The sequence below is a fragment of the Mesorhizobium sp. XAP4 genome (assembly GCF_029269325.1).
Taxonomy (GTDB): Bacteria; Pseudomonadota; Alphaproteobacteria; order Rhizobiales; family Rhizobiaceae; genus Mesorhizobium; species Mesorhizobium ciceri.
The window spans coordinates 645,857-669,340 of record NZ_JARIXW010000003.1 but is presented as its reverse complement, the minus strand read 5'-3'; the positions used below and the strand labels follow the sequence as shown (position 1 = coordinate 669,340).

The 23,484-nt window shown below is 61.0% G+C and carries 23 protein-coding genes and 1 tRNA gene; 11 read left to right on the top strand and 13 right to left on the bottom strand.

The window, feature by feature from the left end:
- Window positions 1–35 precede the first annotated feature (35 nt).
- From acpS to rpoZ, 6 genes are all read right to left on the bottom strand, one after another.
- Window positions 36–449: a holo-ACP synthase gene (gene acpS, locus P3C39_RS16660; protein WP_024503069.1), complete on the bottom strand. Its 414-nt coding sequence runs from the start codon at window positions 447–449 to the stop codon at window positions 36–38.
- Window positions 446–1,045: a DUF2062 domain-containing protein gene (locus P3C39_RS16655; RefSeq protein WP_013532587.1), complete on the bottom strand. Its 600-nt coding sequence runs from the start codon at window positions 1,043–1,045 to the stop codon at window positions 446–448. The genes acpS and P3C39_RS16655 overlap by 4 nt, the downstream gene beginning before the upstream one ends.
- Before the next feature lie 254 nt (window positions 1,046–1,299).
- Window positions 1,300–1,701 (bottom strand): VOC family protein, encoded by a 402-nt coding sequence (locus P3C39_RS16650; RefSeq protein WP_224674152.1) that lies wholly within the window; start codon window positions 1,699–1,701, stop codon window positions 1,300–1,302.
- A gap of 14 nt (window positions 1,702–1,715) precedes the next feature.
- Window positions 1,716–2,294, bottom strand: coding sequence for an orotate phosphoribosyltransferase (pyrE, locus tag P3C39_RS16645; RefSeq protein ID WP_024503071.1), 579 nt, complete (start codon window positions 2,292–2,294; stop codon window positions 1,716–1,718).
- A gap of 50 nt (window positions 2,295–2,344) precedes the next feature.
- Window positions 2,345–4,573: a bifunctional (p)ppGpp synthetase/guanosine-3',5'-bis(diphosphate) 3'-pyrophosphohydrolase gene (locus P3C39_RS16640; RefSeq protein ID WP_013532590.1), complete on the bottom strand. Its 2,229-nt coding sequence runs from the start codon at window positions 4,571–4,573 to the stop codon at window positions 2,345–2,347.
- Between the two features lie 128 nt (window positions 4,574–4,701).
- A complete protein-coding gene (gene rpoZ, locus P3C39_RS16635; RefSeq protein WP_013532591.1) occupies window positions 4,702–5,103 on the bottom strand; it encodes a DNA-directed RNA polymerase subunit omega in 402 nt (133 codons plus the stop codon).
- A gap of 323 nt (window positions 5,104–5,426) precedes the next feature.
- On the opposite strand from rpoZ, the gene P3C39_RS16630 reads away from it, so the two are divergent.
- Window positions 5,427–6,008: an NYN domain-containing protein gene (locus tag P3C39_RS16630; RefSeq protein ID WP_010915096.1), complete on the top strand. Its 582-nt coding sequence runs from the start codon at window positions 5,427–5,429 to the stop codon at window positions 6,006–6,008.
- Between the two features lie 11 nt (window positions 6,009–6,019).
- A complete protein-coding gene (locus P3C39_RS16625) occupies window positions 6,020–6,676 on the top strand; it encodes a uracil-DNA glycosylase (protein WP_127366505.1) in 657 nt (218 codons plus the stop codon).
- Between the two features lie 17 nt (window positions 6,677–6,693).
- Here the strand turns inward: P3C39_RS16625 and P3C39_RS16620 are convergent, their stop codons facing one another.
- From P3C39_RS16620 to dapA, 3 genes are read right to left on the bottom strand one after another with little or no spacing between them, the layout of a single operon-like run.
- Entirely contained in the window at window positions 6,694–7,404 is a 711-nt protein-coding gene (locus tag P3C39_RS16620) for a GH25 family lysozyme (protein ID WP_224674150.1), read from the bottom strand.
- Between the two features lie 15 nt (window positions 7,405–7,419).
- Window positions 7,420–7,899, bottom strand: a complete 480-nt coding sequence (gene smpB, locus P3C39_RS16615) for an SsrA-binding protein SmpB (RefSeq protein ID WP_013532594.1) — start codon at window positions 7,897–7,899, stop codon at window positions 7,420–7,422.
- Window positions 7,900–7,924: 25 nt separating this feature from the next.
- Window positions 7,925–8,806: a 4-hydroxy-tetrahydrodipicolinate synthase gene (gene dapA / locus P3C39_RS16610; protein WP_013532595.1), complete on the bottom strand. Its 882-nt coding sequence runs from the start codon at window positions 8,804–8,806 to the stop codon at window positions 7,925–7,927.
- Between the two features lie 247 nt (window positions 8,807–9,053).
- Between dapA and P3C39_RS16605 the strand changes: the two genes are divergently transcribed.
- Both P3C39_RS16605 and P3C39_RS16600 read left to right on the top strand, forming a co-directional pair.
- A complete protein-coding gene (locus P3C39_RS16605; protein WP_275953628.1) occupies window positions 9,054–11,105 on the top strand; it encodes a lytic transglycosylase domain-containing protein in 2,052 nt (683 codons plus the stop codon).
- Window positions 11,106–11,214: 109 nt separating this feature from the next.
- Window positions 11,215–12,114 (top strand): alpha/beta hydrolase, encoded by a 900-nt coding sequence (locus P3C39_RS16600; RefSeq protein ID WP_275953630.1) that lies wholly within the window; start codon window positions 11,215–11,217, stop codon window positions 12,112–12,114.
- A gap of 59 nt (window positions 12,115–12,173) precedes the next feature.
- On the opposite strand, the gene P3C39_RS16595 is transcribed toward P3C39_RS16600, so the two are convergent.
- On the bottom strand, window positions 12,174–13,268 hold the full coding sequence (locus P3C39_RS16595) for a site-specific integrase (protein WP_013532598.1): 1,095 nt from the start codon (window positions 13,266–13,268) through the stop codon (window positions 12,174–12,176).
- A gap of 238 nt (window positions 13,269–13,506) precedes the next feature.
- Window positions 13,507–14,643 (bottom strand): porin, encoded by a 1,137-nt coding sequence (locus tag P3C39_RS16590; RefSeq protein ID WP_013532599.1) that lies wholly within the window; start codon window positions 14,641–14,643, stop codon window positions 13,507–13,509.
- A gap of 449 nt (window positions 14,644–15,092) precedes the next feature.
- Here P3C39_RS16590 and P3C39_RS16585 point away from each other — a divergent pair.
- The 3 genes from P3C39_RS16585 to P3C39_RS16575 all read left to right on the top strand — a co-directional run bounded on the left by P3C39_RS16585 (window position 15,093) and on the right by P3C39_RS16575 (window position 16,770).
- Window positions 15,093–15,183 (top strand) — tRNA-Ser (locus tag P3C39_RS16585).
- 92 nt (window positions 15,184–15,275) lie between these two features.
- On the top strand, window positions 15,276–15,527 hold the full coding sequence (locus tag P3C39_RS16580; RefSeq protein WP_013532600.1) for a GIY-YIG nuclease family protein: 252 nt from the start codon (window positions 15,276–15,278) through the stop codon (window positions 15,525–15,527).
- Window positions 15,528–15,624: 97 nt separating this feature from the next.
- Window positions 15,625–16,770 (top strand): porin, encoded by a 1,146-nt coding sequence (locus P3C39_RS16575; RefSeq protein WP_013532601.1) that lies wholly within the window; start codon window positions 15,625–15,627, stop codon window positions 16,768–16,770.
- A gap of 377 nt (window positions 16,771–17,147) precedes the next feature.
- Here the strand turns inward: P3C39_RS16575 and P3C39_RS16570 are convergent, their stop codons facing one another.
- On the bottom strand, window positions 17,148–18,815 hold the full coding sequence (locus P3C39_RS16570) for a sulfotransferase (protein ID WP_063171757.1): 1,668 nt from the start codon (window positions 18,813–18,815) through the stop codon (window positions 17,148–17,150).
- 117 nt (window positions 18,816–18,932) lie between these two features.
- On the opposite strand from P3C39_RS16570, the gene P3C39_RS16565 reads away from it, so the two are divergent.
- Window positions 18,933–20,045, top strand: coding sequence for a pyridoxal phosphate-dependent aminotransferase (locus tag P3C39_RS16565; RefSeq protein ID WP_275953634.1), 1,113 nt, complete (start codon window positions 18,933–18,935; stop codon window positions 20,043–20,045).
- Between the two features lie 35 nt (window positions 20,046–20,080).
- On the opposite strand, the gene P3C39_RS16560 is transcribed toward P3C39_RS16565, so the two are convergent.
- Window positions 20,081–21,073: a helix-turn-helix domain-containing GNAT family N-acetyltransferase gene (locus tag P3C39_RS16560; RefSeq protein ID WP_275953636.1), complete on the bottom strand. Its 993-nt coding sequence runs from the start codon at window positions 21,071–21,073 to the stop codon at window positions 20,081–20,083.
- 175 nt (window positions 21,074–21,248) lie between these two features.
- Between P3C39_RS16560 and P3C39_RS16555 the strand changes: the two genes are divergently transcribed.
- The 3 genes from P3C39_RS16555 to P3C39_RS16545 all read left to right on the top strand — a co-directional run bounded on the left by P3C39_RS16555 (window position 21,249) and on the right by P3C39_RS16545 (window position 23,484).
- The gene (locus tag P3C39_RS16555; protein WP_275953638.1) at window positions 21,249–21,533 is read left to right on the top strand and encodes an acylphosphatase; all 285 of its coding nucleotides are present in this window, start codon (window positions 21,249–21,251) and stop codon (window positions 21,531–21,533) included.
- A 71-nt stretch (window positions 21,534–21,604) separates the two neighbouring features.
- Entirely contained in the window at window positions 21,605–22,255 is a 651-nt protein-coding gene (locus tag P3C39_RS16550; RefSeq protein ID WP_275953640.1) for a TetR/AcrR family transcriptional regulator, read from the top strand.
- A 65-nt stretch (window positions 22,256–22,320) separates the two neighbouring features.
- Window positions 22,321–23,484 (top strand): isovaleryl-CoA dehydrogenase, encoded by a 1,164-nt coding sequence (locus P3C39_RS16545; protein WP_275953642.1) that lies wholly within the window; start codon window positions 22,321–22,323, stop codon window positions 23,482–23,484.

The window sequence follows — 23,484 nt, the reverse complement described above, 5'->3', positions numbered from 1 at the left end:
CGCTGGGCAACGTCAATGCCGGTCGTCAGAGGCAATCAATGTGGCGCTTCTTCGACGGGCAGCGCCTCGATGATCACAAAGGCTTGAGCGAGCGGGAAATCATCCGTGATGGTGAGGTGGATTGCCGCCCGATGGCCCTTTGGCAGGATTTTGTCCAGCCTGGCCTGCGCTCCTCCCGTCAGCGCCATGGTCGGCGCGCCACTGGGCAGGTTGACGACACCCATGTCGCGCCAGAACACGCCCTGCGCCAGTCCGGTGCCCAGCGCCTTGGCGCAGGCCTCCTTGGCGGCGAAGCGTTTGGCATAGGAGGCCGCGCGGGCGCGTCGATTGTCCGAACGCGCCTGTTCGATGTCGGTGTAGATTCTCTGGACGAAGCGCTGGCCGTGACGCTCCAGCGATTTCTCGATGCGTCTGATGTCGATCAGGTCGCTGCCGATGCCGATGATCATCGCGCAGTGGAACCGATGCTTGCGCCGGGATGGGACGATTGCGCATGCCGGCTTGCGCGCTCGGCCAGGCGTTTGCGCCGCTGTTCGCGGAAAGCGTTCATACCCCAGCGCGTGATGGCGTAGAACAGCAGCCCGAAGATCAAGCCGAGCGGAACCGCACCGATCAGCATCGGTTCAAGGACCGGTTTCCACAATTGCGCGAAGGAGAGGTTGTGCAACATCTCGCCCAGATGCGCCGGCGGCCCATGTGTCGGCAAACGGTCATGCAGGATGAGCTTGCCCGTTTCCCACGACGCGCCCCATAGCAACGGGAAGGTGAGCGGGTTGCCGAAAAAAACCGCGCCAAGCGCCGCCGCCACCAGATTGCCGGCGATCACCCAGCACAGGATGGCAGCGATGATGAAATGGAAACCGACGGGGAAGAATGAAGCGAAGACACCGGCCGCAACGCCGGCCGCCACCGCATGCGGTGTGGCCTTCAGCCGCAGGATGCGCTTGGAAAAATACTGAAGCGAGCGCGAAAACGAGCGGCGCGGCCAAAGATAGGTACGCACCCGCTCATAAAGGCCATCAGGCTTGCGGCGTCGAAATAGCACTCTGTTCCCGTTCCACAGCGCCCGCAACGGCACCTTCAGCCGGGCGTGGCAGCCACATCTTGCGCTTGACGATCACCCTATGGCAATCGCCAGCTTATATAACAACGCGCTGGCGCAAGAACAACCAAACACCTTTTGTGCGCCGCGCTTGTCGCCGCCCTTCGGGGCGGCAGGTCTTGCTTCGAACATTGGACAATCGCGGCAAATTTAAGGAACGGCAGTCGCATCGCCGAAAGGCACAGCGCCGCCAGCGGCTACGGCAGGTATTCGCTGACCTCGACCAGATTGCCGTCCGGGTCGCGGAAATAGACCGACATCATCGGACCTCGGGCCCCGACACGTTCAACCGGGCCGAGTTCCACCACCACACCATTGGCCGCGAGCCGCGCACGGACCTCATCCAGTGGCCGCTCGGTGATCAGGCAGAAATCACCTGATCCTGATGTCGGCGACTTCGCCTTTGGCTCGAAAGTCCGGCCGACCTCATGCACATTGATCTTATGGATACCGAAAGCCAGCGCCGTCGGTCGATCGGCCGCGTCGATGCGCTCAAAACCCAGCACGCGCTGGTAAAACTCACAGGTCACTTCCAGCGAAGCGACCGTCAGCACGAAATGATCGATGCCGGCGATCATTTCCAATTCGTCTTCACGCATGTCGGCATGCCCCGTCAGATGTTGCGGCTGCCGGGCTTGATCGCCGGGATGGCGGCAAGCTCCGGCGGCAGCCGGTCGGCCGGATAGGCCGGGACCTCATACTCGGCAAGCGCGATGAGCGGCACGCCGACATCAGTCTTGCCGGCCGAACGGTCGATGATGCAGGCCGCGGCAACCACCTCGGCGCCAAGATCGCGCAGGCACTCGATGGTCTCCCGGATCGACAGGCCGGTGGTGACGATGTCCTCGACGATGACGACACGCGACCCCCTGGCGATCTCGAAGCGGCGCAAGCGGAACTCGCCCCCTTCCCGCTCGACCCAGATCGCCGGCACGCCGAGATGACGTGAGGTCTCATAGGCCGGGATCAGCCCGCCGATCGCCGGGCCGACGACATAGTCGATCTTGCCGGGCACGCCTGCGCGGATCTTCTCCGCCAGCGCCTTGCACAGAAGCTCGGTCTTGTCGGCATGCATGAACACGCGCGCCTTCTGCAGGAAGACCGGACTCCGCAGGCCCGAGGTCAAAATGAAATGCCCTTCCAGAACAGCACCCGCCTCGCGGAAAATGCCCAGCACTTCATCGGTGTTCATGTCTGCCTCTTTTTGATTGACCATGATGTTGTCCGAAACCGGAGCATGGTCTAGCCATTGACGCGTCTTGCATCGCTGACGCTCGAATTGTCCTTGAGCTGCGATAGCAGCCGGTTGAGGTGCTTGAGATCCCAGACTTCGAGATCGATCAGCATTTCGGTGAAGTCGGGCGCAGTGCGCACCATCGACAGCGTGTGGATGTTGGCGTCGTTCGAGGCAACCACCTGCGCTATATCGGCGAGTGACCCCGGCGCGTTGATGGCGGTGACCGATACGCGCGCCGGAAAGCGTTCCTTGGTGCGCTCATCGATGTCCCAGCGCACGTCGATCCAGCGCTCGGGCTGGTCATCGAACGCCTGCAGCGCTGGCGACTGGATCGGATAGATAGTGATGCCGGTGCCCGGCTGGACGATGCCGACGATGCGATCGCCAGGCACTGCCCCTTCCGGCGCGAAGCGCACCGGCAGATCGCCGCGCACGCCGCGGATCGGCACGGCTCCATCGCGCGGCTGGTCCTTGTCCTTGCGCGCGGCACGACCCGGAATCTGGAACAGCATGCCGGCGGCATTGCGGATCTTCGACCAGCCCTCCTCTCGCGGCTTGGGGACGGCCGTGGTGACGCGCTCATCCTTGTAGTCAGGGAATACCGCCTTCATGACATCAGTGGAGGCGAGCTCGCCACGCCCGACAGAGGCCAGCACATCCTCGATGTCCTTGCGCGCCAACCTGTGCAGCACCTGCTTCAGGCTCTCCTTGGTGAAGGTCTTGCCGGCACGCTCGAAGGCGCGTTCCAGGATGCGGATGCCAAGACCCGAATATTGCTTGCGGATGGCGTTCTTGGTGGCACGGCGGATGGCCGAGCGCGCCTTGCCGGTGACGACGACCGATTCCCACGCCGCCGGCGGCACCTGCGCCTTGGAGCGGATGATCTCGACCTCGTCGCCGTTCTTCAGTTCCGTCATCAGCGGCATGATGCGGCCGTTGACCTTGGCACCGACGCAGGTGTCGCCGACATCGGTGTGCACCGCATAGGCGAAGTCGATCGGTGTCGCGCCGCGCGGCAGCGCAATCAACATGCCTTTCGGGGTGAAGCAGAACACCTGGTCCTGGAACAGTTCCAGCTTGGTATTTTCGAGGAAATCCTCAGGGTTGTCGCCTTCGGCAAGCTGCTCGATGGTGCGGCGCAGCCAGGCGTAGGCGTTGGTTTCCTTTGAAATCGCGTGGGCGGCGCCATTCGTCTTGCCGCCGGTATCCTTGTAGATCGAATGGGCGGCGACGCCGTATTCGGCGATCTTGTTCATCTCTCGGGTGCGGATCTGCAGCTCGACACGCTGGCGCGACGGGCCGACAATGGTGGTGTGGATCGAGCGGTAGTCGTTCTGTTTCGGCGTCGAGATGTAGTCCTTGAAGCGACCCGGCACCATAGACCACGCGGTGTGGATGGCGCCAAGCGCCCGATAGCAGTCCTCGACCGTGTCGACGACGACGCGAAAGCCGAAGATGTCAGAGAGCTGCTCGAAGGACAGCGCCTTGGCCTCCATCTTGCGGAACACCGACCACGGCTTCTTCTGCCGGCTCTTTACGCTGGCGTTGATCGCATGCTTCTCGAACAACGTGGACAGTGCCTTTTCGATGTCCGTCAGCACGCCCTTGTTGCGTTCGAAGATTTCGGCAAGCCGTGCGGTGACGGCGCGATAGGCTTCAGGATTAATGAAGCGGAAGGCGATCTCCTCCAGCTCTTCACGCATGCCTTGCATGCCCATGCGCCCGGCCAGCGGTGCGTAGATATCCATCGTCTCCTCGGCGATGCGCAGGCGCTTGGCCTCCGGCATGTGGTCGAGGGTGCGCATATTGTGCAAACGATCGGCGAGCTTGACCAGCAGCACGCGGACATCTTCCGAAATCGCCAGCAGAAGCTTTCTCAGGTTTTCCGCCTGCTCGGCCTTCTTCGAGACCAGATCGAGCTTCTTCAACTTGGTCAGGCCCTCGACCAGCTTGCCCATTTCGGGACCGAACAGATCGTCGATCTCGGCCCGCGTGGCGGTCGTGTCCTCGATGGTGTCGTGCAGCAAGGCGACCGCGATCGTCGCCTCGTCCATATGCATTTCGGTGAGGATGGCGGCGACTTCGAGCGGATGCGAGAAATACGGATCGCCGGAAGCGCGCTTCTGGTGGCCATGCTTCTGCATGGCATAGACATAGGCCTTGTTGAGCAACGCCTCGTTGACGTCAGGCTTGTAGCGCTGGACGCGCTCGACAAGCTCATACTGACGCATCATGGGCGGAATCTCGCGGTGCTGAAATGATTGATGCGCCGCACTAGCGTACGGCGCATCCCATAGATAGCCACGAAACTGACTGGACGGAAGTGCCGGAAACGTATTCCAGGCAGGTCCAGAACGCTGGCTTAGTAGTCGTCGCTCTTTTCCGGCGGCACCAGGCCCTCGATGCCGGCCAGGAGGTCTTCCTCGGTCATCCGGTCGAAGGTGATGTTCTCCTCGGCGTCGTCGGCGTCGGTGGCGGCAACGGCGGTGCCGGTCTGATCGGCAATCGCCTCGCCATCGGCCTCGGGCTCGTCGACTTCGACGTGCTTCTGCAGCGAATGGATCAGATCTTCCTTGAGGTCGTCGGGCGACAGCGTCTCATCGGCGATCTCGCGCAGCGCCACAACCGGATTCTTGTCGTTGTCACGCGGCACTGTGATCGGCGCGCCCTGGCTGATCTGCCGGGCACGATGGCCGGCAAGGAGCACCAGCTCGAAGCGGTTGTCGACCTTGTCGATGCAATCTTCAACGGTTACGCGGGCCATGGATTGCCCCTTTCATGCGATGGATTTGATGGAAAACAGGCGCGGTCCATAACCCGAACGCCGCCAAAATACAAGCATCATGGCAATGGCTGGGTTGCATGGCGCCCAAACCTTGGTTCAAACACCCGATTTGGCAAAACCAGTCTGTCCTATGTGTTCGGTGTCCCGATCACAATTGCTTGCAGTGCCGCACGCGCCCTTGGATTGCCGCGAAACTGGCGCTATCTCGGATGGCATAGAGGTCAGCCGATTTATTATGAGCCTGACCGAACGCTATCGCATTTGGTTTAGACGGGTGTTTATTTCGAGAAGGAATATTTTCCATGTTCGACCCTCGTGAAAAAATCGCCCTATTCATCGACGGCGCCAATCTCTACGCGACGTCGCGCGCGCTCGGCTTCGACATCGACTACCGCAAGCTTCTGTCGAGCTTCCAGAAGCGCGGCTATCTGCTGCGCGCCTATTATTACACGGCACTGGTCGAGGATCAGGAATACTCCTCGATCCGTCCGCTGATCGACTGGCTCGACTATAATGGCTTCAAGGTGGTCACCAAGCCGGCCAAGGAATTCACCGACTCGACCGGCCGCCGCAAGATCAAGGGCAATATGGACATCGAGCTCACCGTCGATGCGCTGGAACTCGCCGATGTCGTCGACCACTACGTCATCTTTTCCGGCGACGGCGATTTCCGCACATTGGTCGAGGCATTGCAGCGGCGTGGCCGCAAGGTATCGATCGTCTCGACCATGGCCTCGCAGCCGCCGATGATCTCCGACGATCTGCGCCGCCAGGCCGACCATTTCATCGACCTGACGACGCTGAAGAACGAGGTTGGCCGTGACCCGTCCGAGCGCCCGGTGCGCAGGCCCGAGCCGGCCGAAGTCGACGAGGACGATTATTGAGGCCGGTCGCCTTGACCGTGCTTTCCGCCTCCGAACCCGGCCGCGATTGCCCGCTCTGCCCAAGGCTGCATGACTTCATCGCCGAGTGGCGGCAGCGCGAGCCGTCCTGGTTCAATGCGCCGGTGCCGACTTTTTTACCACCCGAGGGTGACGCGGCGGTTCAGTTGCTGATCGTCGGGCTGGCGCCTGGCCTGCGCGGTGCCAATCGAACGGGCCGCCCGTTCACCGGCGACTATGCCGGCGACCTGCTCTACTCGACGATGATTTCGCACGGTTTTGCGCGCGGAGAGTTCAAGGCGCGGCCAGATGACGGATTGGAGCTGGTCGGCACCGCGATCACCAACGCGGTGCGCTGCGTGCCGCCGGAGAACAAGCCGGTGGGCGCTGAGATTGCCACCTGCCGGACATTCCTGGTGCCGACGATCGCCAGGTTCCCGAACCTGCGCGCCGTGCTGGCACTGGGATCGATCGCGCACCAGTCGACGGTGCGGGCATTGGGCGGGCGTGTCGCCGCCTATCCGTTCAAGCATGGCGGGCAGCTGCCGGCCGGCAGCATCACGCTGTTTTCGAGCTACCATTGCTCGCGCTACAACACCAACACCGGTGTGCTGACCGAAGCGATGTTCGTTAGCGTTTTCAGCCAGATAGCGGCGTTCCTGCAGAAATAGAGTCGGGCGCCAGCGGATCAGCTTGATGGCGCAAACAGTGCAGCCAGCACCGCCGGCCCACCCTTCAGCACGTTCATATCGACATCGCCATTGATGCCGTCAACGCGACCCCTGTTGTGGTACTGCCAGTAGACCCAGTCGTCGCGGTCCGGCTCCAGGAGCAACGAGCGGAGCCAGAGCGGACGGGCAGCAATGCGCCCTGCATAGGTCTGCGCTGCCTCATCGGTCAGATAGACGATCGCAGGTTTGCCGAACGTCGCCTCGACTGGAGCGAGGAACGCGGCCAGTTCGGCGTTCAATTGTTCGGGCGTCGGCCGCTGCGGGCAGTTGCCGCCGAACTCGATGTCGACGACCGGCGGCAGCAGCGGCTGGTCGTGCGGCACAACCGAGATGAAATTCTTCGCCTGGTCGGCGCCAGGTCGGCAAAAGGTGAAAAAGTGATAGGCGCCGACGGCGAGACCGGCGGCGCGGGCCTCTTCCAGATTCCTCGCGAAGGCATCGTCGACATGATCGCCGCCTTCGGTCGCCTTGATGACTGCGAAAGCGACATCGTCGGCGGCGACACGCGGCCAGTCGATCCGGCCCTGATGATGGGAAACGTCGATGCCCCTGAGCGGATATTTGTCGCGGTCCGGCGAGAATGCCTTGAAATAGATGTAGCCGCCTGCTGCGACGAAACATACCAAGACCAGACTGGCCAGACCAAAGAGAACAATCCGGTTCTTCAAGCGAATGGCCCCAGCCTACCCACGCTCTTTTAACAGCCGGCCCTTCTCGCGCGACCAATCGCGCTGCTTCTCGCTCTCGCGCTTGTCGTGCAGTTTCTTGCCGCGGCCGACAGCGAGCAGCAGCTTGGCGCGGCCCTGGTCGTTGAAATAGATCTTTAGTGGCACAAGCGTCATGCCTTCGCGGTCGACGCTTTGCGACAGTTTCGCCATCTCGCGCTTGTTGAGCAGCAGCTTGCGGCGCCGCCTGGGCTCGTGGTTGAAGCGGTTGGCCTGCAGATATTCCGGCAGATAGGAATTGATCAGCCAGATCTCGCCGCCTTCGACCGAGGCATAGCTGTCCTGGATATTGGCCTGGCCCTGGCGCAGCGACTTGACCTCGGTGCCGGTCAGCACCAGACCGGCCTCGACCGTGTCGAGCACCTCATAGGAAAACCGCGCCTTGCGGTTTTCCGAAACGGTCTTGTTGTTGGGATCGGCTTTTCTGACTTGATTCATGATGCGGAGAGGTGGCGCCTCATCCCTAATTAATCAAGCCGGCGTGCTTCATAGCCGCATCGATCTTGTCGGCAGTCGACTGTTCGATCGTCACCAACGGCGAGCGCAGCACGTTTTCGACCTTGCCTAGCTTCGACAGCGCGTATTTGGCGCCGGAAACGCCAGGCTCGATGAAGATCGCCTTGTGCAGCGGCAGCAGGCGATCCTGCAGATCCAGCGCCTTGGCGCTGTCGCCGGCAAGCGTTGCCTCCTGGAATTCGGCGCACAGCCGCGGCGCGACGTTCGACGTCACCGAAATACAGCCGACGCCGCCATGCGCGTTGAATCCAAGCGCCGAAGCATCTTCGCCCGAAAGCTGGATGAAATCCTTGCCGCACGTGGCACGCTGCTCGGAAACCCGTTCGACCTTGCCGGTGGCATCCTTGACACCGACGATGTTCTTGAAGTCGTGCACGAGCCGGCCCATCGTGTCCGGCATCATGTCGATGACCGAGCGCGGCGGGATGTTGTAGATGATGATCGGCAGCTTGGTCGCCCTGGCGACCGCCGCGAAGTGCTCATACAGGCCGCGCTGCGTCGGCCTGTTATAATAAGGCGTGACGACCAGGGCGGCATCGGCGCCGGCCTTCTCGGCATACTGCACGAGCCCGACGGCTTCCTCGGTGTTGTTGGAACCAGCGCCGGCGACGACCGGAACTCGTCCCTTGGCCACCTCGATGCACACCTTGACGACCTGGCGGTGCTCGTCATGCGACAGTGTCGGCGACTCGCCGGTGGTGCCGACCGGCACCAGGCCCGTCGTGCCCTCCGCGAGTTGCCATTCGACGAATGCGCGAAAGGCTTTCTCGTCGAAACGCCCGCTCTTTTCGAACGGTGTCACGAGCGCAGTAAGCGAGCCTCTCAGCATATCGTCCAACTCCTTGGCACTTCTGGTGTTTTGTGTCGGTGTTTGTGGTCGCGCCTTCTAACCGAAAGCGAAGCGGCGCACCATAGTCTCGACATGGTTGCGCGGCAAGCATTGCCATGGTGCCAGCAAGCGCAATTCGAACGGCCTCGCTAACTCTTTGTTTACGGGCTCTTCACGACCTAAGTTTAGGCTTCGAGGCATCTTCGCCAGCTTGTGGAATGCCAGGACAAGGAAAGATTTAGGGATCATGCCGGGCGGTCGGCCTCACCTTCTCGCGCTGCTTGGCGCCGCGCTCGCGCTGATGCCGGGCATGGCGATCAGCGGCAGCGTGGACGCACGGGTCACCTCAGCCATTCCGATTCCAGGCGCGGCAATTGCGCTGCCAGACCTGCAGGACAGAACGCGACAGGCGCCCTTGCCCGACGTCGCCCCTCTGAAAAGCGGACTGGATGCGTTGGCGCAGGGTGATAGTCCCCGCGCTCGTGGCGTGCGCGATGCCCTTCCGGCGCAGTCGCTCGACCAGCATATCCTTGCCTGGGCGATCGCGCTTTATGGCGGCGACAAGGTTCCGAGCGACGATATCACTGCTGCGGCCAAGATGCTGCCCAACTGGCCGGGGACCGTAGCCCTTCGCAAGAACAGCGAGCGCGCGCTCTATCGAGAGAACCCTGCCCCCGACATCGTCATCAGGGCGTTCGATGGCAGCCAGCCGCAGACATTCGAAGGCGTGATGGTTCTCGCCCGCGCCTATGTGGCGTCCAGCAATACCAAGGCGGCGCGTTCCGTGCTGTCGCCCTTCTGGCGCACCGCGATCCTGGAGGCCAAGGACGAGGCGGCGCTGATCAAGGAATTCGGCAGCCTGATCCCGGCCGCGGACCACCGCTTTCGCATGGAGCGCATGTTCTATGCCGACCGCGCGAATTCCGCGCTGCGCGTCGCCGGCCTCGCCGGCGCCCAGCAGCTCGCCGATGCATGGGCGGCGGCCGACAAAGGCGACAAGAACGCGCCCAAGCTGCTGAAGGCCGTGCCGGCAATGCAACGTTCGGCCGGCTACTTCTTCGCGCAGGCCGAATATTTGCGCAAGCAGGAGGATTTTGCCGGCGCTGCAGCCATTGTGATGCAGGCACCGACCGATCGCGAAGCTCTGGTCGATCCGGATGCCTGGTGGGTCGAGCGCCGGGTGCTGTCGCGTGAACTGGTCGACCAGGGCGACATGAAGGCCGCGTACAAGATCGTCGCTACACACGCTGCCGAAAGTGCCACCAACGCGGCCGACGCCGAATTCCATGCCGGCTGGTACGCGTTGCGCGGCCTGAACGACCCCAAGCTTGCCGCAACGCATTTCGCTCGCATCGCCGACCTTGCCCAAGGGCCGATGACGCTGTCGCGCGCGTATTACTGGCTCGGCCGTGCCGCCGAAGTCGGCGGCCCGGGCAACGCCAAGGATTATTTTGCGCGCGCCGCTGCCTACGGCACGACATTCTACGGCCAGCTTGCCGCCGAACGTGTCGGCCGGCAGGCGCTCAACATCGTCTATCCCTCGCCAAGCGCAGCCGACCGGCAGAACTTTGCCGGCCGCGAGGCCGTCAGCGCCATCAAGCGGCTGCAGGAGGCGGGCTACGACCGCTATGCCGAGACGCTCTATCGCGACCTTGCCGGCCAGTTGACCAGTCCAGGCGAACTGGCGCTGCTCGCCGTCCTTGCCGAAAAGCAAGGGAACCATTTTATGGCGCTGAAAATCGGCAAGATCGCCGGGGCGCGCGGCATCGATGTCGGCGCACTGTCGCATCCGCTCGGCGTCATTCCCGCTTCGGCTGACATTTCCGGCTCAGGCAAGGCGCTGGCTTATGCGATCGCCCGCCAGGAAAGCGAATTCAACATCGGCGCCGTGTCGAGCGCCGGCGCGCGCGGGCTGCTGCAGCTGATGCCGGGAACCGCAAGGCAATTGGCGAAGAAGGCCGGGCTGCAGTTTTCGCAAACACGGCTGACCACCGATGCCGGCTACAACGCGACGCTTGGTTCGGCCTTCCTCGGCGAACAGCTCGACCGCTTCAACGGCTCTTACGTGCTGACCTTCGCCGGCTACAATGCTGGCCCCAACCGGGCCAGCCAGTGGGTGGCCAGATATGGCGACCCGCGCGGCAAGGACATCGACGCGGTCGTCGACTGGATCGAGCGGATTCCCTACACGGAAACAAGAAGTTACGTTCAGCGAGTGATGGAGAATTACGAGGTCTACAAGATGCGTATTTCCGGCAAATACGACATTGTCGGGGATCTGGTGAACGGGCGGAGTTGAGCCTTTCTGTCCTTCTCCACTTGTGGGAGAAGGCAAGAGCGCCTTTTATTGACCATCCCTGCCCTCGCCTGTAGCTGTCCAGATTGATACAGCGAGGTCGCACATTCCGATGGCAAGCGAGCAACTTTTTTCCGACTTCTTCTACAGCGCACCGGACGGGTTAAAACTCCATGCGCGCGTCTATGGCGAGGCCAATTCCGGACCCTGGCCGGTTGTCTGCCTGCCTGGCCTGACCCGCAATGCCAGGGATTTTCACGAGCTGGCGCTCTATCTGTCGACGCATGCGGCAACTCCACGAAAGGTCATCGCCTTCGACTACCGCGGGCGCGGGCAGTCAGCTTATGATCCCGACGTCAAAAATTACAATGTCGGCGTGGAGGCCGGCGACATTCTCGCCGGGCTGGCGGCGCTGAACATCGGAGAAGCGGCCTTCATCGGCACCTCGCGCGGGGGATTGATCATCCATGTGCTCGGGACGATGCGGCCATCCGTCCTGAAAGCCATTGTTTTCAACGACATCGGACCGGTGATCGAGACGGCCGGACTTGCCCATATCCAGTCTTATCTCGAGCGCGACCCGGCACCGAAAACACGCACACAGACGACCGCCGCCCAGCGCAGTGTGCATGGCGAAGACTTCTCCGCCCTTGCCGGCGCCGATTGGGATCGGATGGTATGGGCTCTCTACCGCGAAACGGATGGTGGACTGGTGCCGGATTTCGATCCGAAGCTGGTGGATACCGTTGCCAGTCTCGATCTGACGCAGAAGCTGCCTGATCTATGGCCTCAATTCGAGGCGTTGGCCGCCATCCCGTTGCTCGCCATACGTGGTGCCAATTCGAGATTGCTGTCGATAGACACGCTCAAGCAGATGAAAGAGCGCCATTTCATGATGGAGACGATCACCGTCGAGGGCCAGGGCCATGCGCCGTTCCTCGAGACCGGCAGCCTACCGGGCGACATAGGCACTTTTCTCGATCAAGCCGAGCGGAAGAATATCCTGAAGTAAATCCCATGACCGAACAAGGTCACGGGATAGCTAAGATAGTATAGGCAAGTTTCTTCAGCCTACTTGGCTTTTGAACTTTTCCGAGTCGCTTTCGGGGACTCCTTAGCGGCGGCGGCTGCCCCGTCCCTCTTTTTCCGCTCTGCCGTCGGCGACGAAGGCGTCGTCACGGGCGAAGAAAACATGGGGCCTTCAGCGCAATTGCCGCCCGGCTGAGTCGATCGAGGCGTTTCCAGCACGATGACACAGCCATCGAGATCGTTGGTGGCCAGATGCGCGTAGCGCATCGTCATCGACAGCGTTTGGTGGCCGAGCCACATCTGCACGCGCCTGATGTCGATGCCGCCCTGGACAAGACGCGAGGCGCAGGTATGGCGCAATATGTGCGGCACCACCTGATCGTCGGCGCCGAGGCCGACTTCGGCCTTCGCGTCGTTCCAGATGGCACGGAACTGTGCCTGGCTGAGCTTGGTGAACGGTCCTTTGGGCCGACGACCCTCGGTGGGAGGCAGCTTGATGACCTCCTTGACCCGCTCGGTCATTGGAATGGTGCGGCTGCGGCCGGATTTGGTGATCCAGAACGAGACGCGATGCTCCTGGATATCGTTCCAGATCAGCCCGAGCGCCTCGCCGAGACGGCATCCGGTGTCGACCAGGAAGACGGAAAGCCTGTAGGCATCCTCGCTGCGGCTCTTGATGGCGGCGAACAGGCGCGCCTCTTCGTCCCTTTCGAGGAAGCGAATCCGACCGGCCCGCTCCTTCTGGCGGCGGAACTCGGGCAGGCTGTGGATATCTCCCATCTTGTGAGCCTTGCGCAGCAGTTTGCTGAGGGCAGCCATCTTTCGATTGATGGTTGCGTTGCTGTTGCCGCGCTGGCGCAGGGTGCCGATAAGGTTGTCCAGGGTACTTTGGTCAAAGGCGCTGAAACGCTCACCAAGGAGAATCTCGTCTATTTCGCCGATGAACGAGCTGACATTATACTTATGCCGCCCATCATCCCATAATATGTCCCGATATGCTGAAAAAAGATCTCCGACCCGATGCGATTTTACTTCTCTAATCTTGTTGTAGGTGTATCGAATCTTCGGACTTTGAGAAGAAAACATCGAAAAATGATCAGAGGACTCGCCCTCTTGAATCGCTTCGTTCGTCATCATTTGCCACACCCCCGAGTGGGATAGGTCAGCCCTACCCGCTTGGAAGCGTCCTTTCAAGAGATTTTAATCACGCAGTTGTGATTTCATCCGCCCATCAGCGGATCCCACGAAACCACCCCACGGATTTATTCAGCTACCGTTACCCCCATCCTTCCGTTTGCCTTGATCCAGTCACGAAACAAAAACAGCCCGGGCGTTTGCGCGCCCGGGCTGGATTTCACCTGTAAGGAACCAGCCCTTAGAACGAGCGCTGGAAGCGGAGGATACCGCCGATGTTGCTCTTCTTGTCGGCATGGGTCCAGTTGGACACGGTGTCGTTGCCGACATTAAGGTAATCGACTTCGGCCGTAACCGTGAAGCCAGGAACGACGTCGTAGGCGATGTTCGCCGCGATGCCGAGGTTCTTGCCCTCGTCATATGACACCTGAGCGTTGAACGAGGTCTTCTCGTTGAACTTGTAGGTGCCACCGCCCCACAGTGCCCAATTGCCGCTCCACTGCTTGTACATGCCGCGACCACCAGCAGGGAAATTCAAGCTTGCGTCGGTGTAGTTGTCGTCGGTGCCGTAACCGCCCATGATGAACAGCGTCAGCTCGTTCGTCGCGTTCACGTCCAAGCGAACCTTGGTGGCGACTTCTTCGTAGTTGCTGTCATACGAAACAACGCCGGTGATTGCACCCCAGCCCTGCGTCCACTTCACACCGCCGACGACATGCGGAACATAGCTGTCGATCGTGTAGGCGCCATAGCCTTCTTCGAGTGAAACCACAGCCGAGAAGCCGTTGCCAGCATCGAAGTAATACTGGATGACGTTGGTGTCGAAGCCGCCATAGGGAACCAGCGTATCCTGGATGACGTTGCCGGCGTAGCCGACGAACGTATCGAAGGCCGATTCGTCCTTACCGACGCGCAGGCCACCGAGCTGGATCCAGGCGAAGTTCAGCGAAACAGGCTCGTTGCCAGCAGCATTGATGAACGGGCTCGTATCGCGTTGGGTGTTGCTGAAATTGAAGCGGGTCTCGGTGTAGGTCTTCAAGGTGCCGAGTTCGGTTTCCTGACCGGTCCAGGTCTTCAGCGTGAAGCGGGCTCTCTTGCGCCAGGTGTCGTTGCTCTCACCGATGTCCTGATGATCTGCGCTTCTTGCACCATCGAACGAGCCGACGTCGCCGCCACCGATGTCATAACGGATATAGCCGCCGATGCGCAGGCAGGTCTCGGTGCCGGGGATGTAGAAGTAGCCAGCGCCGTAGACGTCGCAAATCTTGACGTATTCAGCGGGTTCCGGCTCGGCGACGACGACGGCGTCGGCGGCGCGCGCACCGGAAACTGCGATCAGGGCCGCAGCGGAGCCGAGGAGAAGGCTCTTAATGTTCATTTTCTGACCTCCAGTCAAAAGTTAAAAAACGGGTCTGGGTATTCTTTGCTGAAGGACAGCGTTCCCTGCCCCATCCCCACTACCGAAAAAGATGCGCACCGCGCCGCTCCTTCGAAATCGACATTACCCATGAGGCGGCGAGGTTCAACCACGATCGTACCGGTGAAAGGGCTGCCTGGCTGCTATCCCCCGGCGTTGTTGCACAAATGACACGATTTGGCCTCACTCAGAAAGCTCTCGTTAACCATCAGGCCGCCGCACTCCCTTGTTTGCCGGCGAATCCGGCGATGGGCCGACGGAATCATGGCGAATTCCCGAGTCGCTAGCCAGGAAACAACCGCAGAACCGCCACATCCATGGGGGTCGCGGTTCGGCGCCTTCTTATTTTTGCATATAATGATGCGGGCTTGTTGATTGTGCCGGCGCTTTTCTTTATCCAGCGGCGCAACGGAGAGGTGGCCGAGTGGTCGAAGGCGCTCCCCTGCTAAGGGAGTAGAGGTCAAAAGCTTCTCGTGGGTTCGAATCCCATCCTCTCCGCCACCCTACGCCCTGCGGGCTTCGGGTGGCAGGCCACCCGGAACCGCATCGGCGTGGGAGTGTCGCCCGAAGCTACGAAGTAGCGTACGGGGACCATGTGGTACGTGTATTTCCTGCAGCTTCATAATGGCGATGTCTATGTCGGGTCGACAAACGACCTTCGACGCCGGTTCGAATCGCATCAATCAGGCTATGTGACTTCGACCAGAGCCTATCTGCCTGTAGCCCTGAAGACCTATATCGCGGTCGAAACCGAGACCAACGCACGGCAGTTCGAGCGATATTTCAAGACCGGATCGGGCAAGGCTTTCGCCAGTAAACGGCTTTGGCGGACAGAGCCCCGCTGAAGGCCTTTTTATCTATCCATCTGAAATATAAAGAAAAAAATACATGAGAGCTGGGTTTTACCGACCTCCGTTCTCGATTCTGACTGGAGGTCAGAAAATGAACATTAAGAGCCTTCTCCTCGGCTCCGCTGCGGCCCTGATCGCAGTTTCCGGTGCGCGCGCCGCCGACGCCGTCGTCGTCGCCGAGCCGGAACCCGCTGAATACGTCAAGATTTGCGACGTCTACGGCGCTGGCTACTTCTACATCCCCGGCACCGAGACCTGCCTGCGCGTCGGCGGCTATGTCCGTTATGACATCGGCGGTGGCGACCTCGGTTCGTTCGATGGTGCAAAAGCCGCGGATCACCAGGATGGTGATGACCACAATACCTGGCTGAAGAATACCCGCTTCACGCTGAAGACCTGGACAGGCCAGGAAACCGAACTCGGCACCTTGAAGACCTACACCGAGACCCGCTTCAACTTCGGCGACGACAACGCCTTCGAGGACGTCAACGCCGCCCACAACCGGGACGTCTCGCTGAACTTCGCCTGGATCCAGCTCGGCGGCCTGCGCGTCGGTAAGGACGAATCGGCCTTCGATACGTTCGTCGGCTACGCCGGCAACGTCATCAACGACACGCTCGTTCCCTACGGCGATTTCGACACCAACGTCGTCCAGTACTACTTCGACGCCGGCAACGGCTTCTCGGCAGTGGTCTCGCTGGAAGAAGGTAACGCCAATGACACGATCGACAGCTATGTTCCGCATGTCGTCGGCGGCGTGAAGTACACGCAGGGCTGGGGCGCCATCACCGGTGTCGTCGCCTATGACAGCAATTACGAAGAAGTGGCCGGCAAGGTTCGCCTGGATGTGAACGTCTCCAACGAACTCTCGCTGTTCATCATGGGCGGCTACGGTTCGGACGACAATCTCAACGATAACCTCAGCAATCATGTCGACGCCAACGGTCGCGGCTTCTACAAGATGTGGGGTGGCAATTGGGCAGTGTGGGGCGGTGGCACCTACAAATTCAACGAAAAAACCTCGTTCAACGCTCAGGTGTCTGCTGACGATTGGAAGAACGTCGGCGTTGCCGCGAACATCGCTTACGACGTTGTGCCGGGCTTCACGGTCACGGCCGAAGTCGACTACCTCCATGCAGGCCGATTTGGCGATGTCAACTATGTTAACCCATCGTTCACACCGGCCGACAAGAAGAACAGCATCGGCGGCCTCCTCCGCTTCCAGCGCTCGTTCTAATATATTTCGACTTGTCGAAATCGAAAACCCGGCGGGCAACCGCTGGGTTTTTTACGCCGGGTTCCGAGAGACTCGTCAAATGCAGTTGAGCCGCCCCGAGACCGAGCCCCTGCACTTCTTGAAGGTTTGCGAGCGACAATAGCCAGCCGACGAAGCCGAGCCCCGGCAGCTCCGGCAGTCCGGCAGTGCGTGAGTTTTCGCGCCAAGCACTTCGAGCGTGTCGACCAGCAGAATCAATTGACCAACCGAGCGATTGTGTTGGGATCATCGGGTGCGGAATCACGCGCATCCGTAAGCTTCTTCAGCTCTATTTCTCAGCAGTGCCAACCAAATCGAGGAGACGTGCGCGCATGAGCGGAACGCAGGACTGGTCTGAGTTACGTGTCCGCCAAGTCGCCCAAAGCATCGATGAGTGGCTGGATCTCGCCTTCATAATTCTTCCAGCGCTTGACCGACGATTTGTAGATCGGTTGGCGAACCTGCCAGCGACTGGGTGTGTTGACCGAACCATCCCTGTCGAAAAAGCGCAGGCAGGCGTCATCCCAGGGCAGCCCAAGGTAATCGATGAGGCGGCGTGACTGCGCTTCCTGATCGTCGACCAGCGTCTCGTACTGATTTTCGAAGATCAGGTTCGGGAAAACCTCGTTCCAATGCTGCATCAGGCGGTCATATTCTCGATAGTACAGGCCGAGTGTCTTCAGGTCGGTGTTGTAGCTGTGCCCCTCGCCGAATTTCTGGACAAAACAAGAGACGCAATTGTCGATGGCGTCACGACGGCAATGAATGATTCGCGCGTTGGGAAAGAGAACGGCGATAAGACCGATCAGTTCAAAATTATGAGGCATCTTATCCACGATCCGAAGCGCGGCAGGCGCTCGCTCCCTCAGATAGGTCAGGTGCTCTTCGGCCAGTGTTCCGGACAGGTGTTCTGTGATCGACGCCATCGCATGGTTTAGCCTCCCGGCCGATGACTTTCTGAGGTCGATCGCATTCGCGACTCTTCTGAGTTTGCTTAGTTCCCCTGCGCCATGGACATCGGGATGACTTGCGCAAATTTGTTCCGTGAGTGTCGTTCCCGAGCGCGGCATGCCGACCACGAACACAGGAACTTCCGAAGGATTTCCGTAACCCGACCTGGCAGCCAGCATCTCAGGCGTGAAGGTCTCAATCAGTGAATCTACCCACCGACGGTATTGGTCGATATCGAAGTAGCGGCCCGAGGCCTGTTTGGCCTTGTTGAAATGGCCGAATGCATCCTTATAGCGCTTGAGGTCGTTCAGCACCTTGCCGGCCGCCAGATGGAGCTTCTCTACGCCGTCCAGATCAAGCTTGGGATTGCCGAGTTCACCAACGATGGATTGTAGTTCCTTTGGCTCTTCGGTGAACTTTTGCGTCTGTACAAGGTCGTTGTAGGCAGTCGGCATTGCGATGCGACGTTCGATTGCTTCTTTAAGAAAGGCGGCGGCCTCGTCCATGCGCCCCAGGCTGCTGAGCGCGCTGGCCAGTCCTATCCGCACTTTGGGATGATCGCGGTTGATCTTCAGCGCCTTCTCATAGAGCGGCAAAGCCATGTCGGGTTTATCAAACTGGATATAAGCGTCCCCCAATGCACAAAGCGCTTCGATGAGACCTGGCTGCAACTCCAAGGCATACTGCATATGCTCGATTGCCGGTGAATATTCACTGACCTTCACATAGGCCGAAGCCAAACCAAGGTGGTAGTAGGGGTTTTTTGGTTCCTCGCCGACCGCTCGTGCGAAATATCGCAAGGCCGCCTCATCGTCGTAGCCCAGGCACACGGTCCCCAAAATATACAGGGCGAGCGGATGGTTAGGCGTGCGCGCCAGCACCCGAAGGCATAGGTCCTGAGCCTCGTTAAGCCGCTTGGCCTGCTGAAACTGATACGCCTGCTCCAGCAACGCATCGTCTGCCTGCGCAGGCGAAAGCGAATTTGCGTTGCGCAGATTTGGCTGCGGGAATTTGGGTTTCGGCCCGGTTTGGACCTTGAGGTGTTTGGACCAGGCCGGCGGCAGACGATTGTTCATGATGTCTCGCTAGCAAAAGCGGCCGAAAGAATCCAGCGTTACGGATCTGCCCAGCGGCAACTTGCACCGACCCATCCGGCGCGCTAGCAAGAAGGCCCTTTCAAGCGAGCTTCCACCATGCACCAGCGCCCTCCCCTCATGCCGCTCATCGCAGCGCTTCCCTCGACGGTGCCGTTTGTCGGCCCCGAAGCGCAGGAGCGCGAGCGTGGCCGCGCTTTTCGCGCCCGCATCGGCGCCAATGAGAGCAGCTTTGGTCCCTCGCCGCGCGTCATCGCCCGCATGGCCGAGATCGCCGGCGACATGTGGATGTATTGCGATCCCGACAATCACGATCTGAAGGTGGCGGTAGCCGCGCATCACGGCGTAAAAGCAGAGAACGTCGTTGTCGGCGAAGGCATAGATGGCCTGCTCGCTCTGGTGGCACGCATGTATGTTGCACCCGGCGATGCTGTGGTCACATCGCTCGGCGCTTATCCGACCTTCAACTTCCACATCGCCGGTGTCGGCGGACGACTGGTGACGGTCCCTTACGAGAACGACCGGGAAAGCCTGGATGGCCTGCTGGCTGCGGTGCGCAGGGACAAGGCCCCGCTGGTCTATCTCTCCAACCCCGACAATCCGATGGGCAGTTGGTGGGAGGCGAGCGAGATCATCCGCTTCATCGAGGCGCTGCCGGAAACCACCATGCTGGTGCTCGACGAGGCCTATGGCGAACTCGGGCCGGCCTCGGCGCTGCCGCCGATCGATATCTCCAGGCCAAACGTCATCCGCATGCGAACCTTCTCGAAGGCGTACGGGCTGGCGGGCATACGCTGCGGCTATGCGATCGCCGAGGCCCAGGTGATCCGCGACTTCGAGAAGATCCGCAACCATTACGGCGTCAGCCGCATGGCGCAGATCGCCGGCGTCGAGGCGCTCGCCGATCAGCACTATCTGCAAAGCGTGGTGGCGCGGGTCGCGGCCGGCCGCCGACGCATCGCCGGTATTGCCGAGGCGAACGGGCTGAAGCCACTGGCATCGGCGACCAATTTCGTCACCATCGATTGCTGCGGCGACGGCGCCTTCGCGCTGAAAGTTCTGCAAGGCCTGCTGTCACGCGACGTCTTCATCCGCAAGCCGATGGTGCCACGGCTCGACCGCTGCATCCGCGTCAGCGTCGGCCTCGATCACGAGCTTGACATTTTTGCCGAGGAACTCCCCGGTGCTTTGGCGGCGGCTCGGGGCAATTAGGATACCGCTGGCGCGCAGCCGGCAGCAAAAGCCGCCTACAAATCCATTTCCCAGGTCTGGCCGGTCAGATCCTTGCCGAAGCTGCGGTGGTGCTCCTGCGAGACCAGCCTGAAGCCGGCACGTTCGTAGATCGCGCGCGCCGCAACGAGGATGTCGTTGGTCCACAGAACCAGCTTGGCGTAGCCGCAAGCCCGGGCCTGGTTCACGCATTCCGCCACCAGTCGTTTGCCGATGCCGAAGCCGCGCGCCGACGCCTCGACATGCAGCATTCTCAGCTTGGCCACCTTATCATCCTGATGAACCAGGAACACCGCGCCGACCGGCTGACCACCGCGCTCGGCGATCCAGCAGAAATCGCGGCCGGGCACGAAATTGCGAATGAAATCGGCGCCGATCTCGGCGAGCATGGCCTCGAACTCGATCGTCCAGCCATATTCCTCGGCATAAAGTTGGGCCTGGCGCTGCACGACCCAGCCGACATCGCCGACGCGGTGCGGCCGCAACGTCACCTCGCCGCTTTCACGGGTGGGATCACCCAGCAATTCCCCCGCCTTGCGCAAGGCGCTGCGCAGTTCATGCAACCTGTCGTCGGGTACGCTTTCGATCAGCCGCGCCGTATCCCGATCGGCCGCCGCCTGCAGCCTGGCAAGCGCTGCCTCGCCCCTTGCGGTCAGCGAGAGGACCCTTCGGCGCCGGTCAGCCGGGTCCGTTCTGGCCTCGGTCAGCCCCTGGCCCGCGAACTTGCGCAGGATCCGCGTCAGATAGGCGGCATCGACACGCAACTGTCTCGATATTTCGGAGGCCGCCGGGCCATTCTCCAGCCGAAAAGCCCCAGCCAGGAAACCTCGCTCGCCGGCGATTTCGGCGGAAGCCGGGTTGCTGCGGTGACCCAGTTCGAACAGCACGCGCGCCTCGGTCAAAGTGAATGCACTTTGTGTCAGCGTCTCGTCGAGAAGGCCGACAGTGCGCGTGTAGAAGCGATTGAAGCGCCGGACATCGGCCACCAATGCGTTGCGTTCGTCCAACATTTGCGGCCAGCTCCTAATAAAGCAGTTCCATTTTCCTAAATTAGTGGACTGAGTCAATTAAATTCAAGGCCAGAAGGCCAGCTAAAGCCGGAAGGCCCAGCTATTGCGTCCGCGCGCAGGTTGCATTCCTCGGGCCGTGCGCCAGATTCAAAACGAGACAGGCTTGGAGAGATTCGTGGCTGGTCATCGCAGGAAAGTGCACGCACGCGTCTACGGCAACGTGCAAGGTGTCGGCTTCAGAGCCTGGGCCCGGGATGAGGCCACGAGCCTTGGTCTTGCGGGCTGGGTTTGCAATGAAGCGGACGGGTCCGTAACGGCCGAGATCGCAGGCCTCGATGAGGCGGTCTCGACAATGATCGAGCGCCTCTGGAAAGGGCCGGCCGGGGCTTTGGTTTCCAAGGTCGACGTCGAGGAGTTGGAGGCAGACAACGCCTCTGTTGGGTTCAGAATCGTGGCATGAAGGCGGATCTGGATTGAGCGCCTTGAATTAATTAAACGTTCGTTTTATTATTGCTCCGCAGAGGAGCTGACATGGCACGCACCGCCGGGTCTGATGGCGAAAAGACCGAAGCGACCATTCGTGAGGCGGCGGTCAATCTGATCGCGCGTTTTGGCTACGAGGCGATGTCGATGCGGCAGCTCGCCGCCGAGGTCGGCGTACAGGCGGCCGCGCTCTACCGCTACTTTCCGACCAAGGAAGAGCTTCTGTTTACGCTGATGCGCGAGCACATGGAAGGTTTGACCGAAGCGTGGGAAACAGCTCGCCCGGTTAGTGCGGATCCCGTGCAGCGGCTTTCGGCCTATGTCGAAAACCACATCACTTTCCACATCGAGCGTCGGCACGCCACGCATGTGTCGAACATGGAGTTGCGCAGCCTGTCGCCGGAAAGGCTGACGCAGATCCTGCACATGCGCACGGCCTACGAGAAGGAGTTGCGCACCATTTTACGCGACGGCGCCGAGACGGGCGCCTTCAGCATCGACGACACCGGTCTGACGGCCATGGCGCTGATCCAGATGATGACCGGCGTCATCGTCTGGTTTCGGCCGGGCGAACGGCTGTCGATCGGCGAAGTGACCACGAGATATCTTTCAATGACAATGCGGCTCGTCGGCGCGAAGATCGACGCCTACAGCGCCGCGCGTCCCTTCGGACGCGCAAAGGACGCTGCAGCATTTTGATTCGCGCATGATCCCTTTCCGAAAATCAAAGTCGATTTTCGGGGTCATGCGCAGGGAGGAGAAAAATGTACACCAACACGCTCAGCTTCGGGCATGACGAAGAGATCGAGGCGCTGCGCGACATGGTGCGGCGCTTTGCCCAGGACCGGATCGCGCCGATCGCCGCCGACATCGATCGCTCGAACGAATTCCCGGCGCATCTGTGGGGCGAATTCGGTGCGCTCGGCCTGCTCGGCATCACCGCCGACCCCGATTTCGGCGGCAGCGGCATGGGCTATCTCGCCCATGTGATCGCCGTCGAGGAGATTTCGCGCGCTTCGGCCTCGGTCGGCCTCTCCTACGGTGCCCATTCCAACCTCTGCGTCAACCAGATCAACCGCTGGGCGACGCCGGCGCAGAAGGAAAAATACCTGCCGCCACTGTGCTCGGGCGAGCGAGTCGGCGCGCTGGCGATGTCGGAATCCGGCGCCGGCTCGGACGTCGTCTCGCTGAAGCTGCGCGCCGAAAAGCGCAATGACCGCTACGTGCTCAACGGCACCAAGATGTGGATCACCAACGGGCCGGACGCCGAGACGCTGGTGGTCTATGCCAAGACGGATCCGGACCAGAAATCGCGCGGCATCACCGCCTTCATCGTCGAGAAGGCTTTTGCCGGATTTTCCGTGGCGCAAAAGCTCGACAAGCTCGGCATGCGCGGCTCCAACACCGGCGAGCTGGTGTTTAGGGATGTCGAGGTGCCCTTCGACAACGTGCTGCATGAGGAAGGGCGCGGCGTCGAAGTGCTGATGTCTGGCCTAGACTATGAGCGCACGGTGCTTGCCGGCGGCCCGATCGGCCTGATGGCGGCGTGCCTCGACGTGGCAATCCCCTATGTGCATGAGCGCAAGCAGTTCGGACAGGCGATCGGCGAGTTCCAACTGGTGCAGGGCAAGCTGGCCGACATGTACACGACGCTGAATGCCGCGCGCGCCTATGTCTATGCCGTCGCCGCCGCCTGCGATCGTGGCCAGACGACGCGCAAGGATGCCGCCGGCTGCGTGCTGTTTGCCGCCGAGAAGGCGACGCTGATGGCGCTCGACGCCATCCAGCTGCTTGGCGGAAATGGCTACATCAACGACTACCCGACCGGCCGCCTGCTGCGCGACGCCAAGCTCTACGAGATCGGCGCCGGCACCAGCGAAATCCGCCGCTGGCTGATCGGCCGCGAGATCATGGCGGAGGGGGTGTAG

Coding starts and splice junctions, on each gene's coding strand:
- P3C39_RS16565 (WP_275953634.1), top strand. CDS start 18,933: ATGCACCAGCGCCCTCCCCTCATGCCGCTCATCGCAGCGCTTCCCTCG.
- P3C39_RS16650 (WP_224674152.1), bottom strand. CDS start 1,701: ATGCGTGAAGACGAATTGGAAATGATCGCCGGCATCGATCATTTCGTG.
- P3C39_RS16640 (WP_013532590.1), bottom strand. CDS start 4,573: ATGATGCGTCAGTATGAGCTTGTCGAGCGCGTCCAGCGCTACAAGCCT.
- P3C39_RS16605 (WP_275953628.1), top strand. CDS start 9,054: ATGCCGGGCGGTCGGCCTCACCTTCTCGCGCTGCTTGGCGCCGCGCTC.
- P3C39_RS16600 (WP_275953630.1), top strand. CDS start 11,215: ATGGCAAGCGAGCAACTTTTTTCCGACTTCTTCTACAGCGCACCGGAC.
- P3C39_RS16545 (WP_275953642.1), top strand. CDS start 22,321: ATGTACACCAACACGCTCAGCTTCGGGCATGACGAAGAGATCGAGGCG.
- P3C39_RS16550 (WP_275953640.1), top strand. CDS start 21,605: ATGGCACGCACCGCCGGGTCTGATGGCGAAAAGACCGAAGCGACCATT.
- rpoZ (WP_013532591.1), bottom strand. CDS start 5,103: ATGGCCCGCGTAACCGTTGAAGATTGCATCGACAAGGTCGACAACCGC.
- P3C39_RS16630 (WP_010915096.1), top strand. CDS start 5,427: ATGTTCGACCCTCGTGAAAAAATCGCCCTATTCATCGACGGCGCCAAT.
- P3C39_RS16560 (WP_275953636.1), bottom strand. CDS start 21,073: ATGTTGGACGAACGCAACGCATTGGTGGCCGATGTCCGGCGCTTCAAT.
- P3C39_RS16580 (WP_013532600.1), top strand. CDS start 15,276: ATGTGGTACGTGTATTTCCTGCAGCTTCATAATGGCGATGTCTATGTC.
- P3C39_RS16575 (WP_013532601.1), top strand. CDS start 15,625: ATGAACATTAAGAGCCTTCTCCTCGGCTCCGCTGCGGCCCTGATCGCA.
- acpS (WP_024503069.1), bottom strand. CDS start 449: ATGATCATCGGCATCGGCAGCGACCTGATCGACATCAGACGCATCGAG.
- P3C39_RS16590 (WP_013532599.1), bottom strand. CDS start 14,643: ATGAACATTAAGAGCCTTCTCCTCGGCTCCGCTGCGGCCCTGATCGCA.
- P3C39_RS16570 (WP_063171757.1), bottom strand. CDS start 18,815: ATGAACAATCGTCTGCCGCCGGCCTGGTCCAAACACCTCAAGGTCCAA.
- pyrE (WP_024503071.1), bottom strand. CDS start 2,294: ATGAACACCGATGAAGTGCTGGGCATTTTCCGCGAGGCGGGTGCTGTT.
- dapA (WP_013532595.1), bottom strand. CDS start 8,806: ATGCTGAGAGGCTCGCTTACTGCGCTCGTGACACCGTTCGAAAAGAGC.
- smpB (WP_013532594.1), bottom strand. CDS start 7,899: ATGAATCAAGTCAGAAAAGCCGATCCCAACAACAAGACCGTTTCGGAA.
- P3C39_RS16595 (WP_013532598.1), bottom strand. CDS start 13,268: ATGATGACGAACGAAGCGATTCAAGAGGGCGAGTCCTCTGATCATTTT.